Genomic DNA, 18,106 nt, shown 5'->3' with positions numbered 1-18,106 from the left:
GTGCCCTCGGCCGGTTCCCCGCCGCCGGTGTGCGCCGGCTCGGGGCGGCGCGTGCCGAGGCGCACGTCGGCGGCCCGGCGGCGGCGCTCCAGATAGGCCAGGCCGCCCCAGCCGATCACGCCGCCGGCGAGCACGGCCGGCAGTCCGCCGCCGTTCAGCCGCAGACAGCCGGCGGCCTCCGCGCAGTCCACGCAGGTGGCGAGGTGCCGGGTGAGGTCCTCGGGGGTCTCGGCGGCGGGCGCGGAACGGGTGACCGCGTCCAGCAGCCGGGCGTACGTGCGGCACTCCGCGTCCATCGGGGTGTCGAGGTGGTTGCGGTGGCAGCGGTCCCGGAACAGGCCCCGCACCTGGTCGAGCTCCTCGGACACGAGTGCCGGGTCGAGGCCGAGCCTGCGGGCCACGACGGTCGACGGCAGCGCCTCCACCTCGGCCAGCCACAGCAGCGCGGCGTCCGGCTCCTGCAGGTCCCGCAGGCCGCGCAGGGCGATCGGGCGGTGCAGCGGCGGGCCCGTGTAGCGGGCGGCCTTGTCGGAGTTGAGCCACAGGCGCAGGTCCGGGTCCAGCCGGTGGCCGAAGCCGTCGGCCTCCCAGGACGCGGCGGTGGTGCGCACGGCGGCCAGCGCCAGCGGTATCGCCGGCAGCCGGGGCGTACGACGGCCCCGGGACGCACCGGCCTCGGCGGCCCGCACCTCGCGCAGGCCCAGCGCGAACGCCTCCGTGGCCAGTCGCCGGGCCGCGGAGGAGCCGGCCGTGCACAGGTCGGCGTAGGAGAGCACCGCGTCCCAGCACTCGGCGAGGAGCGCGGCCTCGGTCGCGTCCTTGGGGCTCGGCAGGTCGGGCATGGGTCTCCTGCATCCACTGCATCCACGGGCGAGGCAACTCACCATATTCAGAATGGAGTTGGGGGGAACCTCGCGGCAGGGCCCGAGCTTTTCACGTCCCCGGCCCGACTGACAAGCCGCGTATTCACTTCTCGTCACGGATACCGAGGTCCTCGACTCCGCTGCGTAGTACGCGGCGGAGCCCCCTTCCGACTCACGGTATCCGGGAAATCACACCGTGCTCGCCCCACTCGTCTCCCGCGCGCCCTCCTCGGCGGGAAGACTGTCCATGAAGGAGCTGACCGAGAAGACCGCGCGGCCGGGTCCGGGCGGGCCATAGCCGGGGGGCGAGGCGAGCCCGAAGTCGTCCATGGTGGCGCGGTAGGCCTCCAGCAGCCGGATGTGGTACTCCAGCGGCGCGCCCTGCGGGTTGGCCTTGCCCAGCGGGGTGGTGGGCTCCGGGCACCAGGTGGTGAAGCGGGGCGTGATGCCGTGCGACATGAAGAAGCGCAGGCCCTCGGTGGTGGAGGCGACGGCCTCGTCGACGGTGGTGAAACCGAAGGGCTCGGCCATCTCCACGCCCGCCACGAAGTTGGGGATCACGTTGCGGGCGCCGAAGACGTCCGCCGAGTCGAGGATGCGGCGGTGCCACTCGTCACGGCCGACGTAGCGCTCCTTGCCCGGGCAGTACAGCTCGAACAACCGGCGGTCCCACACCTCGTAGTTGGGGTGGTAGATCTGCACGCCGTAGTCCTTGAACCGCTGCACGTCCGCCCTGGGCAGCGCCTGCGCGACGACCTTGCCGATCCAGCGGCCCGGGAAGCGCTCCTCGATGGCCTTGGCGTAGTGGCCGTAGAAGTCGGCCTCGTCCCGTCCGGCGACGGTCCTGGTGATGGCGCCGCCGGTGAGCGTGTAGGCGGTGGACGCCTTCTGGGTGTCGTACCGGTCGATGATCTCCAGGGCCTCCAGGACCTCCTCGACGTCCTTGACGCCCGTGTAGGGCCGGCCGGCCGCCTTGTGCTGGCGCCAGTTGTGGTTGATGTCGCAGTACTGGCACTCCTCCTTGGCGCCGAAGTACTGGCAGACCCGGAAGACGGTCAGATAGATCAGGTAGCCCCACTGGATGGTCGGGGCCACCTCCATGACGGACTTCCCGTTGGACAGGGTGTGCCGGTAGTACTCGGGCATGGGCGGCACGCCGACGTCGGCGATCCGCTTCCCGTCCAGGTAGAGCCCGAGCATGCCCTCGTCGTCGGCGGCCACCCGGTAGGGCGAGGCCGGATTCACCCGCACCGACACGACGGTGCGCCGCAGGTCGTACGGCCCACCGGTGAGGATGATCTCCTCCGGCGGGCGGCGCAGCGCGGCCTCGCCCAGCTCGGGCAGGGTGCCGTGGTCGAAGGAGAAGATGAAGTACGACTTCGGCTTGACCTCGCCGTCCTCGTTGTCACTGAGCGCGGAGGAATCGAAGGCCACACCGCCCCGGAGCAGGTCCTCCTTGAAGACGGCCTCCCGTGGCACATGCGGGAAGCGCTCCATCAGATCCTCGACCAGCGCGGTACGGCTGCCCATCCCGGTTCTCTCCTCACGACTTCGTACGTACGACTCCTCACGGTATGCCCACGCTCGCGCGCGGGTCGTGCCGGGCCCCCCGGACAGACGCCGTGGGCGGCCGGTCGGGTAGGTTCACCCGGAGAGCACAGGGGCCGTGGCACGGCGGGGAGGGGGCCGGGATGGCCGGGACGACGACCGGGACCGTGACCAACTGGGCGGGCAACATCACCTACACACCCGAGGAGCTGCACCGGCCCGGCTCGCTCGACGCGGTGCGTGCGCTGGTCGCCCGCAGCACGCGGGTGCGCGCCCTGGGCAGCGGGCACTCCTTCAACGGGATCGCCGACCCGGGCGCCGAGGGCACACTGCTCTCCCTGGAGGCGCTTCCGTCCGAGGTGGACGTCGACACGGCGGCCCGTACGGTCCGGGTGGGCGGCGGGGTCCGGTACGCGGAGCTGGCCCGCCGGGTGCACGCGCAGGGGCTGGCCCTGCCCAACATGGCCTCCCTGCCGCACATCTCGGTGGCCGGGTCGGTGGCGACCGGCACGCACGGTTCCGGCGTGCGCAACGGCCCGCTCGCCGCGGCCGTCCGGGAGGTGGAGATCGTCACCACGGACGGCTCGACGGCCGTCATCGGCCGGAGTGACGCGCGATTCGGCGGGGCCGTCACCTCCCTGGGCGCGCTCGGCGTGGTCACCGCGCTCACCCTGGACCTGGAGCCGGCCTACGGGGTGGAACAGCATCTGTTCACCGAACTTCCCCTGGACGGGCTGGACTTCGAGGCGGTGTCCGCCGCCGCGTACAGCGTCAGCCTGTTCACCGACTGGCGCGACCCCGGCTTCCGCCAGGTGTGGCTCAAGCGCCGCACCGACCAGCCGCCGCCCGCCTTCCCGTGGGCGGTGCCCGCCGAGGTCGCGCTGCACCCCGTACCCGGGATGCCGGCGGAGAACTGCACGCAGCAGTTCGGCGTACCCGGCCCCTGGCACGAGCGACTGCCGCACTTCCGCGCGGAGTTCACCCCGAGCAGCGGCGCGGAGCTGCAGTCGGAGTACCTGCTGCCGCGGGAGTACGCCATGGACGCACTGCACGCGCTCGAGGCGATGGGGGCGACGGTGGCCCCGGTCCTCCAGACCTGCGAGGTGCGCACCGTCGCCGCCGACGAGCAGTGGCTGAGCCCGTCCTACGGCCGGGACACGGTCGCGGTGCACTTCACCTGGACCGAGGACACAGCGGCAGTACTCCCGGTGGTCAGCCGCCTGGAGGAGGCCCTGGAACCCTTCGCCCCCCGCCCCCACTGGGGCAAGGTCTTCACCACCCCGACGGCCACCCTGCGCGGGCGCTACCCGCGACTGGACGACTTCCGCACCCTGGCCCGGGACCTGGACCCGACCGGAAAGTTCACCAACGCCTTCCTCGCGGACCTTTTGACCGGCTGACGGCAGCAGGCCCGTTGACCTGGCCCTCCGTGTTCCTCTGTCACGGATCCCGTCCACAGTCTTGTCAGGAACATGCGTTATTTCCTATAGTCCGCCTCAATCGGTGGGAGCGCTCCCACGAATATGTGGGCAGGCCGCTCCTCTCTCCCCTCCGACGTCGCCCCCCGAAGAGGCCCCCATGCGACCGTTGCCACACCGGATCAACACCACGCGCGGCTTGCTGAGCGCGCTGCTCGCGACCCTTGCCCTGATCGCCGCCGCCCTGGCGTCCGCACCGGCGGCCCGGGCCGACACGCAGATCTGCGAAACCTTCGGAACGACCACGGTCCAGGGCCGCTACGTCGTCCAGAACAACCGCTGGGGCACCAGTGCCGCCCAGTGCATCACCGTCACGGACTCCGGCTTCCGGATCAGCCGGGCCGACGGCTCGGTGCCCACCAACGGCGCCCCGAAGTCGTACCCGTCCGTCTACAACGGCTGCCACTACACCAACTGCTCGCCGGGTACGGCGCTTCCGGCCCGGCTCGACACCATCTCCAGCGCCCCGACCAGCATCTCGTACAGCTATGTCAGCGACGCGGTCTACAACGCCGCCTACGACATCTGGCTGGACCCGACGCCCCGCACCGACGGCGTGAACCGGACCGAGATCATGATCTGGTTCAACAAGGTCGGGCCGGTCCAGCCGGTGGGCTCGCAGACCGGCACGGCCACGGTCGCCGGCCGCACCTGGCAGGTGTGGACCGGCAACAACGGCGGCAACGACGTGCTGTCCTTCGTCGCCCCGTCGGCGATCAGCAGCTGGAGCTTCGACGTGATGGACTTCGTCAAGCAGGCGGTCTCCCGCCAACTGGCCGCGAACAACTGGTACCTGACCAGCATCCAGGCGGGATTCGAGCCCTGGCAGGGAGGTACGGGACTCGCCGTGACGTCGTTCTCCTCGGAGATCCGCACGGGCGGCAGCGGTGGTGACAACGGCGGCGGGGACGGCACCCCCGGTGGCCGGACCACCTGCGCGGTGGCGTACGCCACGAACGTCTGGTCGGACGGATTCACCGCCGACGTCACCATCCGCAACACCGGTTCGGCACCGGTGGACGGCTGGAAGCTCGCCTTCACCCTGCCCTCCGGGCAGCGCGTCGCCAACGCGTGGAACGCCACGGTGTCCCCGTCCTCGGGCGCCGTCACCGCGAGCGCGCTGACGCACAACGCGCGGATAGCGCCGGGCGGCAGTCAGACGTTCGGCTTCCAGGGCAGCCACGGCGGCACGTTCGCCGCACCGAGCGCCTTCACCCTCAACGGCACCGCCTGCACCACCGCCTGAGACGCACCCGCACCGCACCGGTGACGCACCGTCCGCGACCTGGCGGCGCGTCACCGGGCGGCAGGCACGAGAGGAAACGGAAGCACTCCCCCCACAGCAGGAAGGAAGGACCGAACGTGGCTCGACGCAGCAGACTCCTTTCGGTGGCGGCGGCCTTCGCCACCCTCCTCGCGGCACTGGGCCTGACCCTCCTCGGTCAGGGCCGCGCCGAGGCGCACGGCGTGGCGATGATGCCCGGCTCGCGCACCTACCTGTGCTACCTGGACGCCCGCACCGCCACCGGCAGCCTCGACCCGACGAACCCCGCCTGCCGGGACGCCCTGTCCAAGAGCGGCGCCACGGCCCTGTACAACTGGTTCGCCGTGCTCGACTCCAACGCCGGCGGCCGGGGGTCGGGTTACGTGCCGGACGGCACCCTGTGCAGCGCGGGCAACCGCTCGCCGTACGACTTCGCCGCCTACAACGCCGCCCGCAGCGACTGGCCCCGGACTCATCTGACCTCAGGGGCCACGATGCAGGTCCAGTACAGCAACTGGGCAGCGCACCCGGGCGACTTCCGCGTCTACCTGACCAAGCCCGGCTGGTCGTCCGCGTCCCAGCTGCGCTGGGCCGACCTGGACCTGATCCAGACGGTCACCAACCCGCCCCAGAAGGGCTCACCGGGCACCGACGGCGGCCACTACTACTGGGACCTGAAGCTGCCCTCGGGCCGCTCGGGTGACGCGCTGATCTTCATCCAGTGGGTCCGGTCCGACAGCCAGGAGAACTTCTTCTCCTGCTCGGACATCGTCTTCGACGGCGGCAACGGCGAGGTGACCGGCATCCGGAACCCCGGCTCGCCGACCCCGACGCCCACGCCGACCCCCACGCCGACTCCGACTCCGACGGATCCGCACACCGGCTCCTGCATGGCCATGTACACCGTGCAGAGCGCATGGGGCGGCGGGTTCCAGGCTTCGGTGGAAGTGATGAACCACGGCACGGCAGCGCTGAACGGCTGGACGGTGACGTGGAAGCCCGGCGCCGGGACCAAGATCAACAACGCCTGGAACGGCTCCCTGACCACGGGCACCGACGGCACGGTCACGGTCAGGAACGTCGACTACAACCGGACTGTCCCAGCCGACGGCAGTGTCACCTTCGGATTCACCGCCACTTCCACGGGCAACGACTATCCCGTCGGTTCGATCACCTGCGACGCCACCTGACACCCACGGCGTCCGTCACCCACCGGGCGCGCCGGCACCCTGCCGGCGCGCCCGGTCATCGGTGTGCTCGGCGTGGAAGGGCAGACTGCCCGAGTGCCTGCACCTCCTCGTACGAGGGAACCGCACCCTGCGGCGTGCGCCCGGCCGCGACGGCGGTCATCGTCTCCACGGCCGCGCCCAGCGCACGCCGGTACAGCAGTGAGCCGAGGCTGATCCGGTGCACGCCGAGGTCGGTGAGGTGGGGGACGGTGGGGCCGGCCGGGGAGTAGAGGATGTTGAGGGGGGTGGTGAGGTGCTTCACGAGGGCGGCGATCGCCCCGGGGTCGGTCAGGCCGGGGACGAACACACCGTCGGCTCCCGCCTGTTGGTAGAGGTCGAGACGGCGCAGCGTCTCCGTCTCGCCGTCTTCGCCGTCGCTCAGCCAGTACGTGTCCGTGCGCGCGTTGACGAACAGTCCGGGTGCGGCGGACTTGACGGCGGTGATCTTCGCGGCGTGCCGGTCGGCCGGCCCGAGTGCGTCCTCCAGATTGATGCCGACCGCCCCCGCTACCCACAACTGCCGGGCGAACTCGGCCACTTCCTCCGGGTCCTCGCTGAACCCGCCCTCCGCGTCGACGGAGAGCAGGAAGGGCCGCGAGCCCAGGGCGAGTGCGAGCCGGAGAGTGTCGTCCCGGGTCGCGGCGGCGCCGTCGGGCAGTCCGGCGGAGGCGGCGACGCCGAGGCTGGTGGTGCCGACGGCCGGGAAGCCGAGGGCGGCGAGGGCCAGGGCGGAGGCGTGGTCCCAGGCGTTCGGCAGCAGCAGGGGCGCGCCGGCGTGGTGGAGGTCGGCGAAGGCGGTCTCACTCATACGGCCCACGCTAGGGGCGAGTTGCTTCGGCGCCGGCCGAACTGTCCTGCTCAGCCCGCCCGCTCCCCCGCACTGCGCTCCACGCAGAACTCGTTGCCCTCCGGGTCTGCGAGCACCGCCCAGCCCGTGCCGTCCGGGTTGCGGTGGTCGGCGACCAGCGTGGCACCGAGGGCGAGCAGCCGCTCGACCTCCTCGTCACGGGTGCGGTCCTGCGGCTGGAGGTCGAGGTGCACGCGGTTCTTGACGGTCTTGGTCTCGGGCACGGTGATGAAGAGCAGGCCGGCGCCCTCGATGAGCACCTCCTCGTCCCCCGGCTTGTCGTCCTCGTGCAGGGGAAGGTCCAGGACCTGGGACCAGAAGGCGCCCAGGGCGTAGGCGTCGGCGCAGTCGATCGTCACATGGCGGATGGCGGAGGTCATGGGAGGATTCTGTCAGGACCGTTCGAAGCGGCATACCGAATAAAGGGCGGCAGCACCCATGAGCGGAGCCACCTCCCCCACCCTCGCCGAAGCCCTCGCCGCAGGGACCGTCGTGCTCGACGGCGGCCTGTCCAACCAGTTGGAGTCGGCCGGGTACGGCCTGGGTGACGAGCTGTGGTCGGCGCGGCTGCTGGGCGAGCGGCCCGAGGCGATCGTCCAGGCGCACCTGGCGTACTTCGAGGCGGGGGCGAGCGTGGCGATCACCGCGAGTTATCAGGCCACGTTCGAGGGGTTCGCGAGGCGCGGGATCGGACGGGAGCGTGCGGCTGAACTCATCTCGCTGAGTGTCGAGTTGGCGCGTGAGGCGGCTCGGCGGGCGCACACCGGGGGTGTCTCACGGCCGCTGTGGGTGGCCGCGTCGGCGGGGCCGTACGGGGCGATGCTCGCGGACGGCTCCGAGTACCGGGGGCGCTACGGGCTCGGCGTCGAGGAGCTGGAGCGGTTCCACCGGCCCCGGCTGGAGGTGCTGGCCGCTGCCCGGCCCGACGTGCTGGCGTTGGAGACGGTGCCCGACACGGACGAGGCGCGGGCGCTGCTGCGGGCGGTGCGTGGGCTGGGGGTGCCGGCCTGGCTGTCGTACACCGTCGCCGGGGGCCGCACCCGCGCGGGGCAGCCGCTGGAGGAGGCGTTCGCCCCGGCCGCCGGCGCGGACGAGGTGATCGCGGTCGGTGTGAACTGCTGCGCGCCCGGCGACGCGGCCGCCGCGGTGCGGACGGCCGCCCGCGTCACGGGCAAGCCGGTCGTGGTCTATCCCAACAGCGGTGAGTCCTGGGACGCCGGGAACCGGAGGTGGGCGGGCCGCTCCACCTTCGGTCCCGAGCAGGTCCGGGCGTGGCGTGCCGCCGGCGCCCGGTTGATCGGCGGTTGTTGCCGGGTGGGGCCGGAGGCGATCGCGCAGGTCGCCCGGGTCCTGTCGGCCCGGTAGCCGCCCTGCGGCGCCCTTGTGCGTCAGCGGCCGCTCACTCCGCCCGCACGGCGCAGTCGCCGTGCCACCGCGCGGAGTTCCGCCGTGCGGGCGCGGGTGCCCTCGGGTGGGGGCGACGGCTCCGGGACGGGGACGGTGGCGGCCGTCCACAGGGCGAGTTCGGCGTCGCGCGGGCCGTGGGCGGTGTGTGGGGAGCCGTCGCCGAAGACGCGTACGGGGTGGGTGGCGTCCCAGGGCTGCCAGCCGGGGTCGCCGTCGGTGGCGAAGCGGACCCAGGCGGTGTGCATGGCGTCGGCGAGTTCCTGCGGGGCGCCCTCGCCGGCGAGCTTGCGGGAGTCCGGGAGATCGCCGGAGTCGAAGACGAAACCCAGCTCCAGGGCGTGGCAGGCGCCGAGGTCGGGCAGCTGCGAGGGCCAGGCGAACTCGTAGACGTACGAGGAGCCCGGGCGGGCGCCGGCCAGACGGTGCAGCGGGCCGCGCAGCAGGTGGTCGGTGACCAGCTGGCCGACGATCTCGGCGGGGCCGGCCTCGGGGAGCAGGGCGCGGTAGCCGCGGACCACCTCGTGCCCGCAGTGGCAGCGGGCCATGGCGCCGGCCAGCGCGACCGGGCCGAGCCGGTCGACGCGCTCCAGCAGGCCGCCGGGGACCAGCCACAGCCGGTACTCGTCGCGGGTCCAGCCCATGAGGAGGTCGGCGCCGCGCGCCGCGTCCCCCTCCACCAGGGCCTGGAGCGGGTCGCGCGGCACGAGGTCGCCGTCGACGACGATGCCGAAGGCGGGGCCGCCGAGGACCGGGCTGCTGAGCCGGCCGACCTCGGCCTGGGTGCGCAGCAGCAGGTCCCGGTCGACGGCGGCGAACGCCTCGGCGGTGGCGGGCACCTTCAGCCGGGTCGCCATGCGCCGCACCATCCGCCGTACCTTGTCGCGGTCGGAGGCCTCCGGCGGCCCGCTCTGCAGGACGGCCCGCCGGAACAGGCCCTGGGCCTGCGGGGCGGCGATCAGGGCGCCGACGCTGATGGCCCCGGCCGACTGGCCGGCCAGGGTGATCCGGCCGGGGTCGCCGCCGAAGGCTCCGATCGACTCGTGGACCCAGCGCAGGGCGGCGAGCTGGTCGCGCAGGCCGGGGTTGGCGGGGGCGTCCGGGAACAGTCCGTAGCCCTCCACGCCCAGTCGGTAGTTGACGGAGACGAGGACGACTCCGTCGCGGGCGAAGGTGTGCCCGTCGTACACCGGGACGGCCGAGGAGCCCCGGGTCAGCGCGCCGCCGTGCAGCCACACCATGACGGGGAGCCGGGCGTCCGGGTCGGGGTCGGGCGTCCACACGTTGAGGTTGAGGCAGCCGTCGCCGGGGACGACCGGGTCGGACAGGTACTGCGCGAAGGCCTCCGAGTACGGCGGTTTCGGCGCGGTGGGGCCGAAGGAGCCCGCGTCGCGCACGCCGTCCCAGGGCTCGGGTGGGACCGGGGGCAGGAACCGCCGGGGGCCGAAGGGGGGTGCGGCGTACGGGATGCCGCGGAACACGGCCACCCCGTGCTCGTGTCTGCCGCGTACCGCCCCGTAGGGGGTCGTGACCACGGGGTCCGTCTGGTCTGCCGTCATACGCCCACCAGCCCTTCGCCGCGCTCGCCACCCGGTCATCCGGTCATCCGGTTATTCGGTCATCCGGTTATTCGTCATCCCGTAAATACCGAAGCACCTCATCGTCTCCCGGTATTCCGGCGCACGGCCCGCGGATACCGCTGTTCGGACGCGGGGGCGGGGGGCGGCAGGCCGGGCGGCTACCGCCCGGCGGGCCCCGCCGCCCAGTCGATCCCGCCGCGCAGATGGGCGAGGAAGTCCGGGTCCGCGTACGCCTCGGAGGCGTGACCGAGGGCCGTGTAGAACACACGGCCGAGGCCCTGTTCGCGGCACCACACCAGGGGGTGGTCGGCGCCCATGCCGCCGCCGCGGTACGACGACTCGTCGGCGCGGGCGAGCACCCGTACCGCGCCCCGCGGGTTGGTCCGGAAGTCGTACCACTCGTCGGTGAAGGGCCATACCGCGGGCAGGTGCCGGGTGGCCGGATGGTCGTGGTCCTCGACCAGGACCCGGCCGGGCTGGTACTCGGGGTGCCGGGCGAAACGGGCGCCGAGCAGTTCGCCGTAGTACGGCCAGTCGTACTCGGTGCAGGCCGCCGCGTGCACACCGACGAACCCGCCGCCCCGCTCGACGTACGCCGCGAGCCGCACCCTCCCGGCCGGGGTGAGCACCTCGCCGCTGGTGGAGAGGAAGACGACGGCGGCGTACGGCTCCAAAAGCCGTTCGAGGGCTGCGGGGTCCTCGGTGTGCTCGATCCCGAACCCGTCCAGGGTGCGCAGGGCGGCGACGGCGTCCGGGATGGAGTCGTGGCGGTAGGCGGTGGTGCGGGTGTGGACGAGGAGTCGGCGGGCCATGCCGAACGACCCTACGCGTGCCGGACCCGCGCGGGACCCCTCGGGTTCGTGTCCGATTCCTTCAAGACCGGCTGTCGGAGCCGCGCATACCGTGGCCGCATGACTCCACGATTCGCCGTGATCGGGCTGGTCGTCTCCGACCTGACCGCATCGCTTTCCTTCTACCGCCGGCTCGGGCTCGTCTTCCCCGAGGGGGCCGAGCGGCAGCCGCACGTCGAGGCCGAACTGCCCGGCGGGCTGACGCTCGCCCTGGACACCGAGGAGACCATCCGCTCCTTCCACCCCGGGTGGCGGCCACCGGCCGGGGGCGGCCGGGTCTCGCTCGCCTTCCGCTGCGGGGCACCCGCCGACGTGGACGCCGTGTACGAGGACCTGGTCGGCGCCGGGTACCACGGGGAGCTCAAGCCGTGGGACGCCTTCTGGGGCCAGCGGTACGCCGTCGTGCACGACCCGGACGGCAACGGCGTCGACCTGTTCGCGCCGCTACCCGAGGGCGAGTAGGCCGCTCAGCGGCATCCCGGCCAACTCCCTTACGTCACGGGCCAGGTGGGCCTGGTCGGCGAAGCCCGCGCGGGCCGCGGTCTCGGCGAACGGCACCCCCGCGCGGGCCAGTGCGAGCGCCCGCTGCAGACGCAGCACCCGGGCCAGCGTCTTGGGTCCGTAGCCGAAGGCGGCCAGCGAGCGGCGGTGCAACTGACGGGCGCCGAGGCCGAGTTCGTCGGCGGTGGCGCCCACCGGGCGGCCCGCGTCCAGGGCCGCGACGAGGTGCCGCAGCAGCGGGTCGGGCGGGCCGGTCACGGCCGCCCGCTCCAGGGCCACCTCCTCGAGCACGGCGGCCGGGTCCCGCGCCGCGTCCAGCCGGTCGCGCAGCCGCCGGACCAGGGCGGCGGGCCACAGCTCGGCCAGCTCGACGCGGCGGTCGCGCAGTTCGTGGGCGGGCACGCCGAGACAGCCGGGCGCCGTGCCGGGGAAGAACCGCAGGCCGGCCCAGTGCGCGGGCGGCCCTCCGGGGTCGTACGCCCGCGTGTCGGGCCCGGCGACCAGCAGCCGCCCCTCGCTCCACAGCAGGTCCATGCACCCGTCGGGCAGCACGGGCCGGACGGCCCCGGCCCCCGCCGGAACCGGGGCTTTCGTCCACACCACCGCGCCGGGCAGCCGGGAGGGTCGCTCCCCGTACCCGGACGTGCGCACGGTCGTCTCGACAGCCACGGACGCAAGGCTATGCCTCGCCGTAGCGGCGACCGCGCCCCCTCGGCCCCGTCGTCACAGGTGGCCGGTCAGGAACTGGGCGGCCAGGCTGGTGGCGGACACCACCAGCCACAGGCAGCCGCCGAGGATCAGCGGGGCGGGGCCGGTGCGGCGCAGTCGGGCGGGTTCGGTGGACAGGCCGATCGCGGACAGGGCGACGGTGATCAGGAACGCGGCGAGCGTGCTGAGCGGGGCGTGTGCGGCGGACGGGACGAGACCTGCGCTGTTGGCCGCGGCCAGGACGAGGAAGCCGACGAGGAACCAGGGGATCAGCCGGCCGACGCGTATCGGGTCGGGGGAGCCGTCCGGGCCGGCCGCCGTCTGCGCGCGGCGGCGGGCGAGGGCGGCCAGGCCCAGGCAGATGGGGATGATCAACAGGGTGCGGGCCAGCTTGACCACGACCGCGTGGTCCACCGCCGCGCCACCGTACGTGCCGGCGGCGGCGACGACCGACGACATGTCGTTGACGGCGGTGCCCACGAAGAGGCCGAAGGAGTGCTGGCTCATGTCCAGCAGGTGTCCGAGGGCCGGGAAGGTCAGGACCGCGGCGATGTTGAAGACGAAGATCGTGGAGACCGCGTACGCCACCGAGGCCTCCGCCGCTCCTATGACCGGAGTGACCGCCGCGATCGCCGAGGCGCCGCAGACGCCGGTGCCGACACCGATCAGGGTGCGCAGGTCGCCGACGATGCCCAGGCGGCGCCCGATCCAGTACGCGGCGGCCAGGCAGGCGGCGAGGGTGACGATCATCACCGGCAGCGAGCCGACGCCGACCCGCAGCACCTGCCCCAGGGAGAGCTGGGCGCCCAGGACGACCACCGCGGCCTGGAGCACCCCGCGTCCGGCGAAGGCGATTCCCGGCCGCAGCCGCGCCCCGGGCCGTACGACGACCGCCACCAGCACCCCGAGCACGACTCCGGCCACCGGTCCGCCGACCACCGGGGCCAGCCGGCCCAGCGCGGTGGCGACGACGGCGATGCCGACGGCGAGGGCCAGGCCGGGGAGACGGTCCGTGTCGGGGAGGCGGTCCGTGCCGGCGGGGCGTGCGGGGTCTGCGGGGTCTGCGGAGTCGGCCGCGCGGGCTCGACCGGAGCGTGCGTCGTTCATGATCACCACTCTGGGTGCCGGCGTCCGGCCGCTGTAGCCCTTGTTTGGGCAGGAGCTCATAGCAAAAAGCTATGAGCTCCTCATACGCTTCGGCTGTGACAGAACAACCCGTGCCTGTGCCGTCCCGGACCGACGCTCTTCCGCTCCGCACCCCCGACCTGGAGTCGCTGCGGCTCCTGGTCCTCGTCGCCGATCTGGGGAGCCTGGGCCGGGCGGCCGAGCGGCTGCGGATCTCGCAGCCGTCCGCCAGCCGCCGGCTGTCCACGCTGGAGCGAGGGCTGGGGCTGGTGCTCGTCGACCGCACCCGCCGCGGCTCCCGGCTCACGCTCGCCGGGCAGGTCGTCGCGGGACACGCCCGGCGGGTCCTGGACGAGCTGGACGAGCTGCTCGCCGGGGCCGAGAAACTGCGCGCCCGGCGGGAGGCGGAGCTGCGCGTCGCGGCGAGCCTGACCATCGCGGAGTACCTGCTGCCGGCCTGGATCAGCGAGCTGCGGGGCCGCCGGCCCGAGCTGTACATCGGGCTGCAGGTGACCAACAGCGAGCAGGTGCCCGAGCTGGTCGAGTCGGGAGAGGCCGACGTCGGGTTCATCGAGGGGCCGCACCTGGCGCGCGTGATGTCGACGCGGCAGGTGGCCGAGGACCGGCTCGTCGTGGTGGTCGACCCCGGTCACCCGTGGGCGCGTCTGCGCGAGCCGCTGTCCGCGCGGGAGCTGTCCCGTGCGCCGCTGGTGCTGCGCGAGAGCGGTTCCGGCACCCGGCAGACCCTGGACCGCGCCCTGCACCTGGCCGGCTGCGACCGTGCCCGGCCGCTGGTGGAGCTGGGCTCGACGGCCGCCGTGCGCGGCGCGGTGATCGCCGGCACCGGCCCGTCCGTCCTGAGCGAGCTGGCCGTCCGCGGGGACATCGCCGAGGGCCGGCTGGTCGCCGTCGACGTCGCGGGGGTCGACCTCACGCGCGAGCTGCGTGCGGTCTGGCCGACCGGGCGACGGCTGGTGGGTCCGGCGGCGGAACTGGTGACGGTGGCCCGCAGGGCGGTGACCGGCGGGCGGACGCCGCGGCGGTAGGGACCGGCCGGCGGGCGCTACGGCGGCAGGCGCCGGCGGGCAGCCGCCGCGGCAACAGACGCCGACCGACAGACACCACGGCGGTAGGGACCGGCGGGCGGGCGCTACGGCGACAGGCGCCGACCGACAGACGCCACAGCGACAGGCGCCGGTGGGCAGACGCCACAGCGACAGGCGCCGACCCGGGTGGCGTACGGCCCGGGTGGCGTACGGCCCGGGTGGCGTACGGCCCAGGTGGCGTGGTGCCCTGCGGGCTACTTCGCGGGCGGTGCGGAGCCGTTCTCCCCGTTCTTCGGGGAGCTCCGGGCGTTCTTCGGGGAGCTCCGGGCGTTCTTCGGGGAGCCCTGGGCGCCGTTGGCGTGCTGGGTGTTCCTCGTCTGGGACCGCAGCCGTGCGGTCACGTCCTCCGGGGGCAGGAAGCGCGACCAGCGCTCGGGGAACTCCGAGGGCATGTCCGGGTCGTCCGGGTCGTCCAGGTAGTCGAGGTCGTCGGGGTCGTCGGGGTCACCCTCGCGGGCCGCGGCGGCGCGGGCGACGTACTCGGCGATCTGCGCCTCGCGCACCCGCTCGTTGGCCTCGCGCGCCGCGGCCGTGGCGGCGGTCGGCCAGACGTGGTCGATGGCGGCGTTGACCGCGGCCCCGACGAGTACGGCGAACGCGGACACACCGATCCACAGCAGCACGGCGACCGGCGCGGCCAGGGAGCCGTAGATCGTCGGGCCCTCCACGGTGCTGGTGAGGTAGATGCGCAGCAGGAAGCTGCACACCACCCACATGGCCAGGGCGACCAGGGCGCCGGGCACGTCCTCGATCCACGGGGAGCGCACCGGCACCGACACGTGGTACAGCGTGGTCAGGAAGACGACGGACAGCACGATCACGACGGGCCAGTACAGGACCTGGACGAGGGTCGTCGACCACGGCACGATCCGCACCACCGCGTCCGGGCCGGCCACCATCAGCGGCAGCGCGACCGAGCCGATCAGCAGGGCCACGATGAACAGCCCGAAGGCCAGCAGCCGGGTCTTGACGATGCCGCGCACGCCGTCGAGGCCGTACATCACGGTGATGGTGTCGATGAAGACGTTCACCGCGCGCGAGCCCGACCATACGGCGATCATGAACCCGATGGAGATCACGTCGGGTCTGCCGCCTTTGGTCACGTCCTGCAGGATCGGCTGCGCGATGTCCCGCACGCCTTGGTCGGACAGGACCGTGCGGGAGGCGTCGAGGATGTTGCGCTGCACGCTGGCGATGGTGTCGGCGCCGGTCCAGGCGTCGACGTAGCCGAGCAGCCCGATCAGGCTGAGCAGCAGCGGCGGCACGGACAGCAGGGAGAAGAACGCCGCCTCGGCGGCGAGCCCGAGGATCCGGTACTCCATGCATGAGTTGACGGTGTCCTTCAGCAGCAGCCAGGCGGTCCTGCGTTTGGACACGTTCCGGTAGATGGCCCGGGCCCGGTGGAGGCGGCCGGACGGCCCTTCGGGGTATTCACTGGCTGACTGCACGACCCAAAGGTATCTCCGCCGTGGCCCGTCCCACTCCTCCGCCGGAGGCGGTCACCAGGCAGGACACCGCCGCCGGGCCCCGGCCGGCCGTGTCCGGTACGGCCGTGCGGTGACCGGCGGCGTACCGCGAGGTAGGTTGCGTGCCATGGCAGCCAGCACCCACACCGTGACCAACCAGGCGCCCCCACTGGTCGGCTACGACGTCTTCGCCGCCGACCGTGCCCTGGCCGAGGCGGTCGAGCGGCACGTCGAGGCCGGTCTGCTCGAGGAGGTGCGCGGGGAGCTGTCGGCGCTCGGGCGGTCCGCCGGCTCGGCCCAGGTGCAGGAGTGGGCGACGCAGGCCGACGACAACCCGCCGCGGCTGCACACGCACGACCGCTACGGCCACCGCGTCGACGAGGTCGAGTTCCACCCGGCCTGGCACCGGCTGCTCGGCAAGGGCGTCTCGGCCGGGCTGACCGCGGCCTGGAACCGTCCGGCGGGGCATGTGCGGCGGGCCGCCGCCTTCCTGGTGTGGACGCAGGCGGAGGCCGGCAACGGCTGCCCGCTGTCGATGACCCACGCGGCAGTGCCCGCGCTGCGCACCGACCCGGAACTGGCGGCCGAGTGGGAGCCGCGGCTGACGTCCATGATCTACGAACGCGAGCTGCGCCCCGCCCACCTGAAGGCCGGGGCGCTGTTCGGGATGGGCATGACCGAGAAGCAGGGCGGCAGCGACGTACGGGCCGGCACCACCGCGGCGCGGCCGCTCGCCGAGGACGGCGCCTACGAGCTGACCGGGCACAAGTGGTTCTGCTCGGCGCCGATGTCGGACGGGTTCCTGGTGCTGGCGCAGGCCCCGGGAGGGCTCACCTGCTTCCTGGTGCCGCGCGTGCTGCCGGACGGCACGCGGAACGTGTTCCTGATCCAGCGGCTGAAGGACAAGCTGGGCAACCGGTCGAACGCCTCCGCCGAGGTGGAGTTCGACGGGACCTGGGCGCGCCGGGTCGGCGAGGAGGGGCGCGGGGTGCCCACCATCATCGAGATGGTGGCGGCGACCCGGCTGGACTGCGTGCTCGGCTCGGCGGGGCTGATGCGGCAGGCGGTGGCGCAGGCGGTGCACCACTGCGCGCACCGTTCGGCCTTCGGCGGGCCGCTGGTCGACAAGCCGCTGATGCGCAACGTGCTGGCCGACCTCGCGCTGGAGTCGGAGGCGGCGACGGCCCTCGGGCTGCGGCTCGCGGCCGCCTGTGACGACGGCGGCGAGCAGGAGCGGGCCTTCCTGCGTCTGGCGGTGCCGGCCGCCAAGTACTGGGTGACCAAGCGGTGCGCGCCGGTCGCGGTGGAGGCCGCCGAGTGCCTGGGCGGCAACGGGTACGTGGAGGAGTCCGGGATGCCCCGCCTGGTGCGGGAGTCGCCGCTCAACTCCATCTGGGAGGGCGCCGGGAACGTACAGGCGCTGGACGTGCTGCGCGCGCTGCGGCGGGAGCCGGGGGCGTTCGACGCGTATCTGCGGGAGGTGGGGCAGGCGCGCGGCGCCGACCACCGGCTGGACGCGGCGATCAGGAGCCTGCTGACCGAGCTGGCCGATCTGGAGGGCGTGGAGGCCCGGGCCCGGCGGCTGGCCGAGCGGCTGGCGCTGGTGCTCCAGGGGGCGCTGCTGGTGCGGTACGCGCCGCCGGAGGTCGCGGACGCGTTCTGCGCCTCGCGGCTGGGCGGCGAGTGGGGTGCGGCCTTCGGCACGCTGCCGCACACGCTGGACCTGGCGGCGGTGGTGGAGCGGGCGCGCCCCGTGTGCTGAGGCGCCCGGTGTGCTGAGGCGTTCTGTGTGTTGAGGCGCCCTGCGCGTTGAGGCGCCCTGCGCGTTGAGGCGCCCTGCGCGTTGAGGCGTTCTGCGCGCCGAGGGGCGGGGCGCGCGGACGGTGTCGGGTACGGCGCGGGGGTGGTGCTGCGCCGACACGGCACCACCCCCGCTGTGCCGGCCCTTCGCGAGGCCGGGTACGCCGCACGGGGCGACGTGTAACGAGTTTTGGTCGGCGCCCGCTTGTTCACCAGGGTTGCAAGAGGTTGCAACGCTTTGGTTTTCCGTGACCGGATTGCACCCCTCCGTTCTCGTCTGGCGGCACCATGAGCCAGGCGTGCCGTGCCCCTTTCCCGGGAGGACCCAGTGGCGCA

General features: G+C 73.4%; 15 protein-coding genes and 1 pseudogene. 7 read left to right on the top strand and 9 right to left on the bottom strand.

From position 1 onward, the window contains the following. Both DEP02_RS10705 and DEP02_RS10700 read right to left on the bottom strand, forming a co-directional pair. Window positions 1-842, bottom strand: a pseudogene (locus tag DEP02_RS10705) (cellulose-binding protein); the annotation flags it as partial. 210 nt (window positions 843-1,052) lie between these two features. Continuing rightward, window positions 1,053-2,393 (bottom strand): radical SAM protein, encoded by a 1,341-nt coding sequence (locus tag DEP02_RS10700; protein ID WP_112467102.1) that lies wholly within the window; start codon window positions 2,391-2,393, stop codon window positions 1,053-1,055. Window positions 2,394-2,554: 161 nt separating this feature from the next. Here DEP02_RS10700 and DEP02_RS10695 point away from each other — a divergent pair, with 161 nt between their 5' ends. From DEP02_RS10695 to DEP02_RS10685, 3 genes are all read left to right on the top strand, one after another. Next, on the top strand, window positions 2,555-3,811 hold the full coding sequence (locus DEP02_RS10695) for a D-arabinono-1,4-lactone oxidase (protein WP_112467101.1): 1,257 nt from the start codon (window positions 2,555-2,557) through the stop codon (window positions 3,809-3,811). 178 nt (window positions 3,812-3,989) lie between these two features. After that, the gene (locus DEP02_RS10690; protein ID WP_112467100.1) at window positions 3,990-5,135 is read left to right on the top strand and encodes a glycoside hydrolase family 12 protein; all 1,146 of its coding nucleotides are present in this window, start codon (window positions 3,990-3,992) and stop codon (window positions 5,133-5,135) included. Window positions 5,136-5,251: 116 nt separating this feature from the next. Continuing rightward, window positions 5,252-6,343 (top strand): lytic polysaccharide monooxygenase, encoded by a 1,092-nt coding sequence (locus tag DEP02_RS10685; protein WP_112467099.1) that lies wholly within the window; start codon window positions 5,252-5,254, stop codon window positions 6,341-6,343. Between the two features lie 55 nt (window positions 6,344-6,398). Here DEP02_RS10685 and DEP02_RS10680 read toward each other — a convergent pair whose 3' ends face one another. Together DEP02_RS10680 and DEP02_RS33360 are read right to left on the bottom strand one after the other, a co-directional pair. Then, entirely contained in the window at window positions 6,399-7,190 is a 792-nt protein-coding gene (locus DEP02_RS10680; RefSeq protein ID WP_112467098.1) for an isocitrate lyase/PEP mutase family protein, read from the bottom strand. Window positions 7,191-7,240: 50 nt separating this feature from the next. Then, entirely contained in the window at window positions 7,241-7,609 is a 369-nt protein-coding gene (locus tag DEP02_RS33360) for a VOC family protein (protein ID WP_157977412.1), read from the bottom strand. 58 nt (window positions 7,610-7,667) lie between these two features. Between DEP02_RS33360 and mmuM the strand changes: the two genes are divergently transcribed. Next, on the top strand, window positions 7,668-8,594 hold the full coding sequence (mmuM, locus tag DEP02_RS10670; RefSeq protein ID WP_112467096.1) for a homocysteine S-methyltransferase: 927 nt from the start codon (window positions 7,668-7,670) through the stop codon (window positions 8,592-8,594). 23 nt (window positions 8,595-8,617) lie between these two features. On the opposite strand, the gene DEP02_RS10665 is transcribed toward mmuM, so the two are convergent. Together DEP02_RS10665 and DEP02_RS10660 are read right to left on the bottom strand one after the other, a co-directional pair. After that, window positions 8,618-10,192, bottom strand: a complete 1,575-nt coding sequence (locus tag DEP02_RS10665; RefSeq protein WP_112467095.1) for a carboxylesterase/lipase family protein — start codon at window positions 10,190-10,192, stop codon at window positions 8,618-8,620. Between the two features lie 179 nt (window positions 10,193-10,371). Continuing rightward, window positions 10,372-11,025 (bottom strand): ThuA domain-containing protein, encoded by a 654-nt coding sequence (locus tag DEP02_RS10660; protein ID WP_112467094.1) that lies wholly within the window; start codon window positions 11,023-11,025, stop codon window positions 10,372-10,374. A 99-nt stretch (window positions 11,026-11,124) separates the two neighbouring features. On the opposite strand from DEP02_RS10660, the gene DEP02_RS10655 reads away from it, so the two are divergent. Continuing rightward, a complete protein-coding gene (locus tag DEP02_RS10655; RefSeq protein WP_112467108.1) occupies window positions 11,125-11,526 on the top strand; it encodes a VOC family protein in 402 nt (133 codons plus the stop codon). Here the strand turns inward: DEP02_RS10655 and DEP02_RS10650 are convergent. After that, the gene (locus tag DEP02_RS10650) at window positions 11,509-12,234 is read right to left on the bottom strand and encodes a helix-turn-helix transcriptional regulator (RefSeq protein ID WP_232839050.1); all 726 of its coding nucleotides are present in this window, start codon (window positions 12,232-12,234) and stop codon (window positions 11,509-11,511) included. The two genes, DEP02_RS10655 and DEP02_RS10650, sit on opposite strands and share 18 nt — an antisense overlap. A 54-nt stretch (window positions 12,235-12,288) precedes the next feature. Further along, the gene (locus DEP02_RS10645; RefSeq protein WP_112467107.1) at window positions 12,289-13,380 is read right to left on the bottom strand and encodes a YeiH family protein; all 1,092 of its coding nucleotides are present in this window, start codon (window positions 13,378-13,380) and stop codon (window positions 12,289-12,291) included. 71 nt (window positions 13,381-13,451) lie between these two features. Here DEP02_RS10645 and DEP02_RS10640 point away from each other — a divergent pair, with 71 nt between their 5' ends. Continuing rightward, entirely contained in the window at window positions 13,452-14,444 is a 993-nt protein-coding gene (locus DEP02_RS10640) for a LysR family transcriptional regulator (protein WP_438947747.1), read from the top strand. Between the two features lie 254 nt (window positions 14,445-14,698). On the opposite strand, the gene DEP02_RS10635 is transcribed toward DEP02_RS10640, so the two are convergent. Further along, window positions 14,699-15,952 (bottom strand): YihY/virulence factor BrkB family protein, encoded by a 1,254-nt coding sequence (locus DEP02_RS10635; RefSeq protein WP_232839049.1) that lies wholly within the window; start codon window positions 15,950-15,952, stop codon window positions 14,699-14,701. A gap of 145 nt (window positions 15,953-16,097) precedes the next feature. Here DEP02_RS10635 and DEP02_RS10630 point away from each other — a divergent pair, with 145 nt between their 5' ends. Further along, complete coding sequence (locus tag DEP02_RS10630) at window positions 16,098-17,732, top strand: acyl-CoA dehydrogenase family protein (RefSeq protein WP_112467092.1); 1,635 nt, start codon at window positions 16,098-16,100, stop codon at window positions 17,730-17,732. The last annotated feature ends 374 nt before the right edge of the window (window positions 17,733-18,106 follow it).

It is taken from the genome of Streptomyces triticisoli (assembly GCF_003270085.1).
GTDB lineage: Bacteria > Actinomycetota > Actinomycetes > Streptomycetales > Streptomycetaceae > Streptomyces > Streptomyces triticisoli.
The sequence above is the reverse complement of the archived record's forward strand: the minus strand, read 5'-3'. Positions and strand labels throughout refer to the sequence as shown.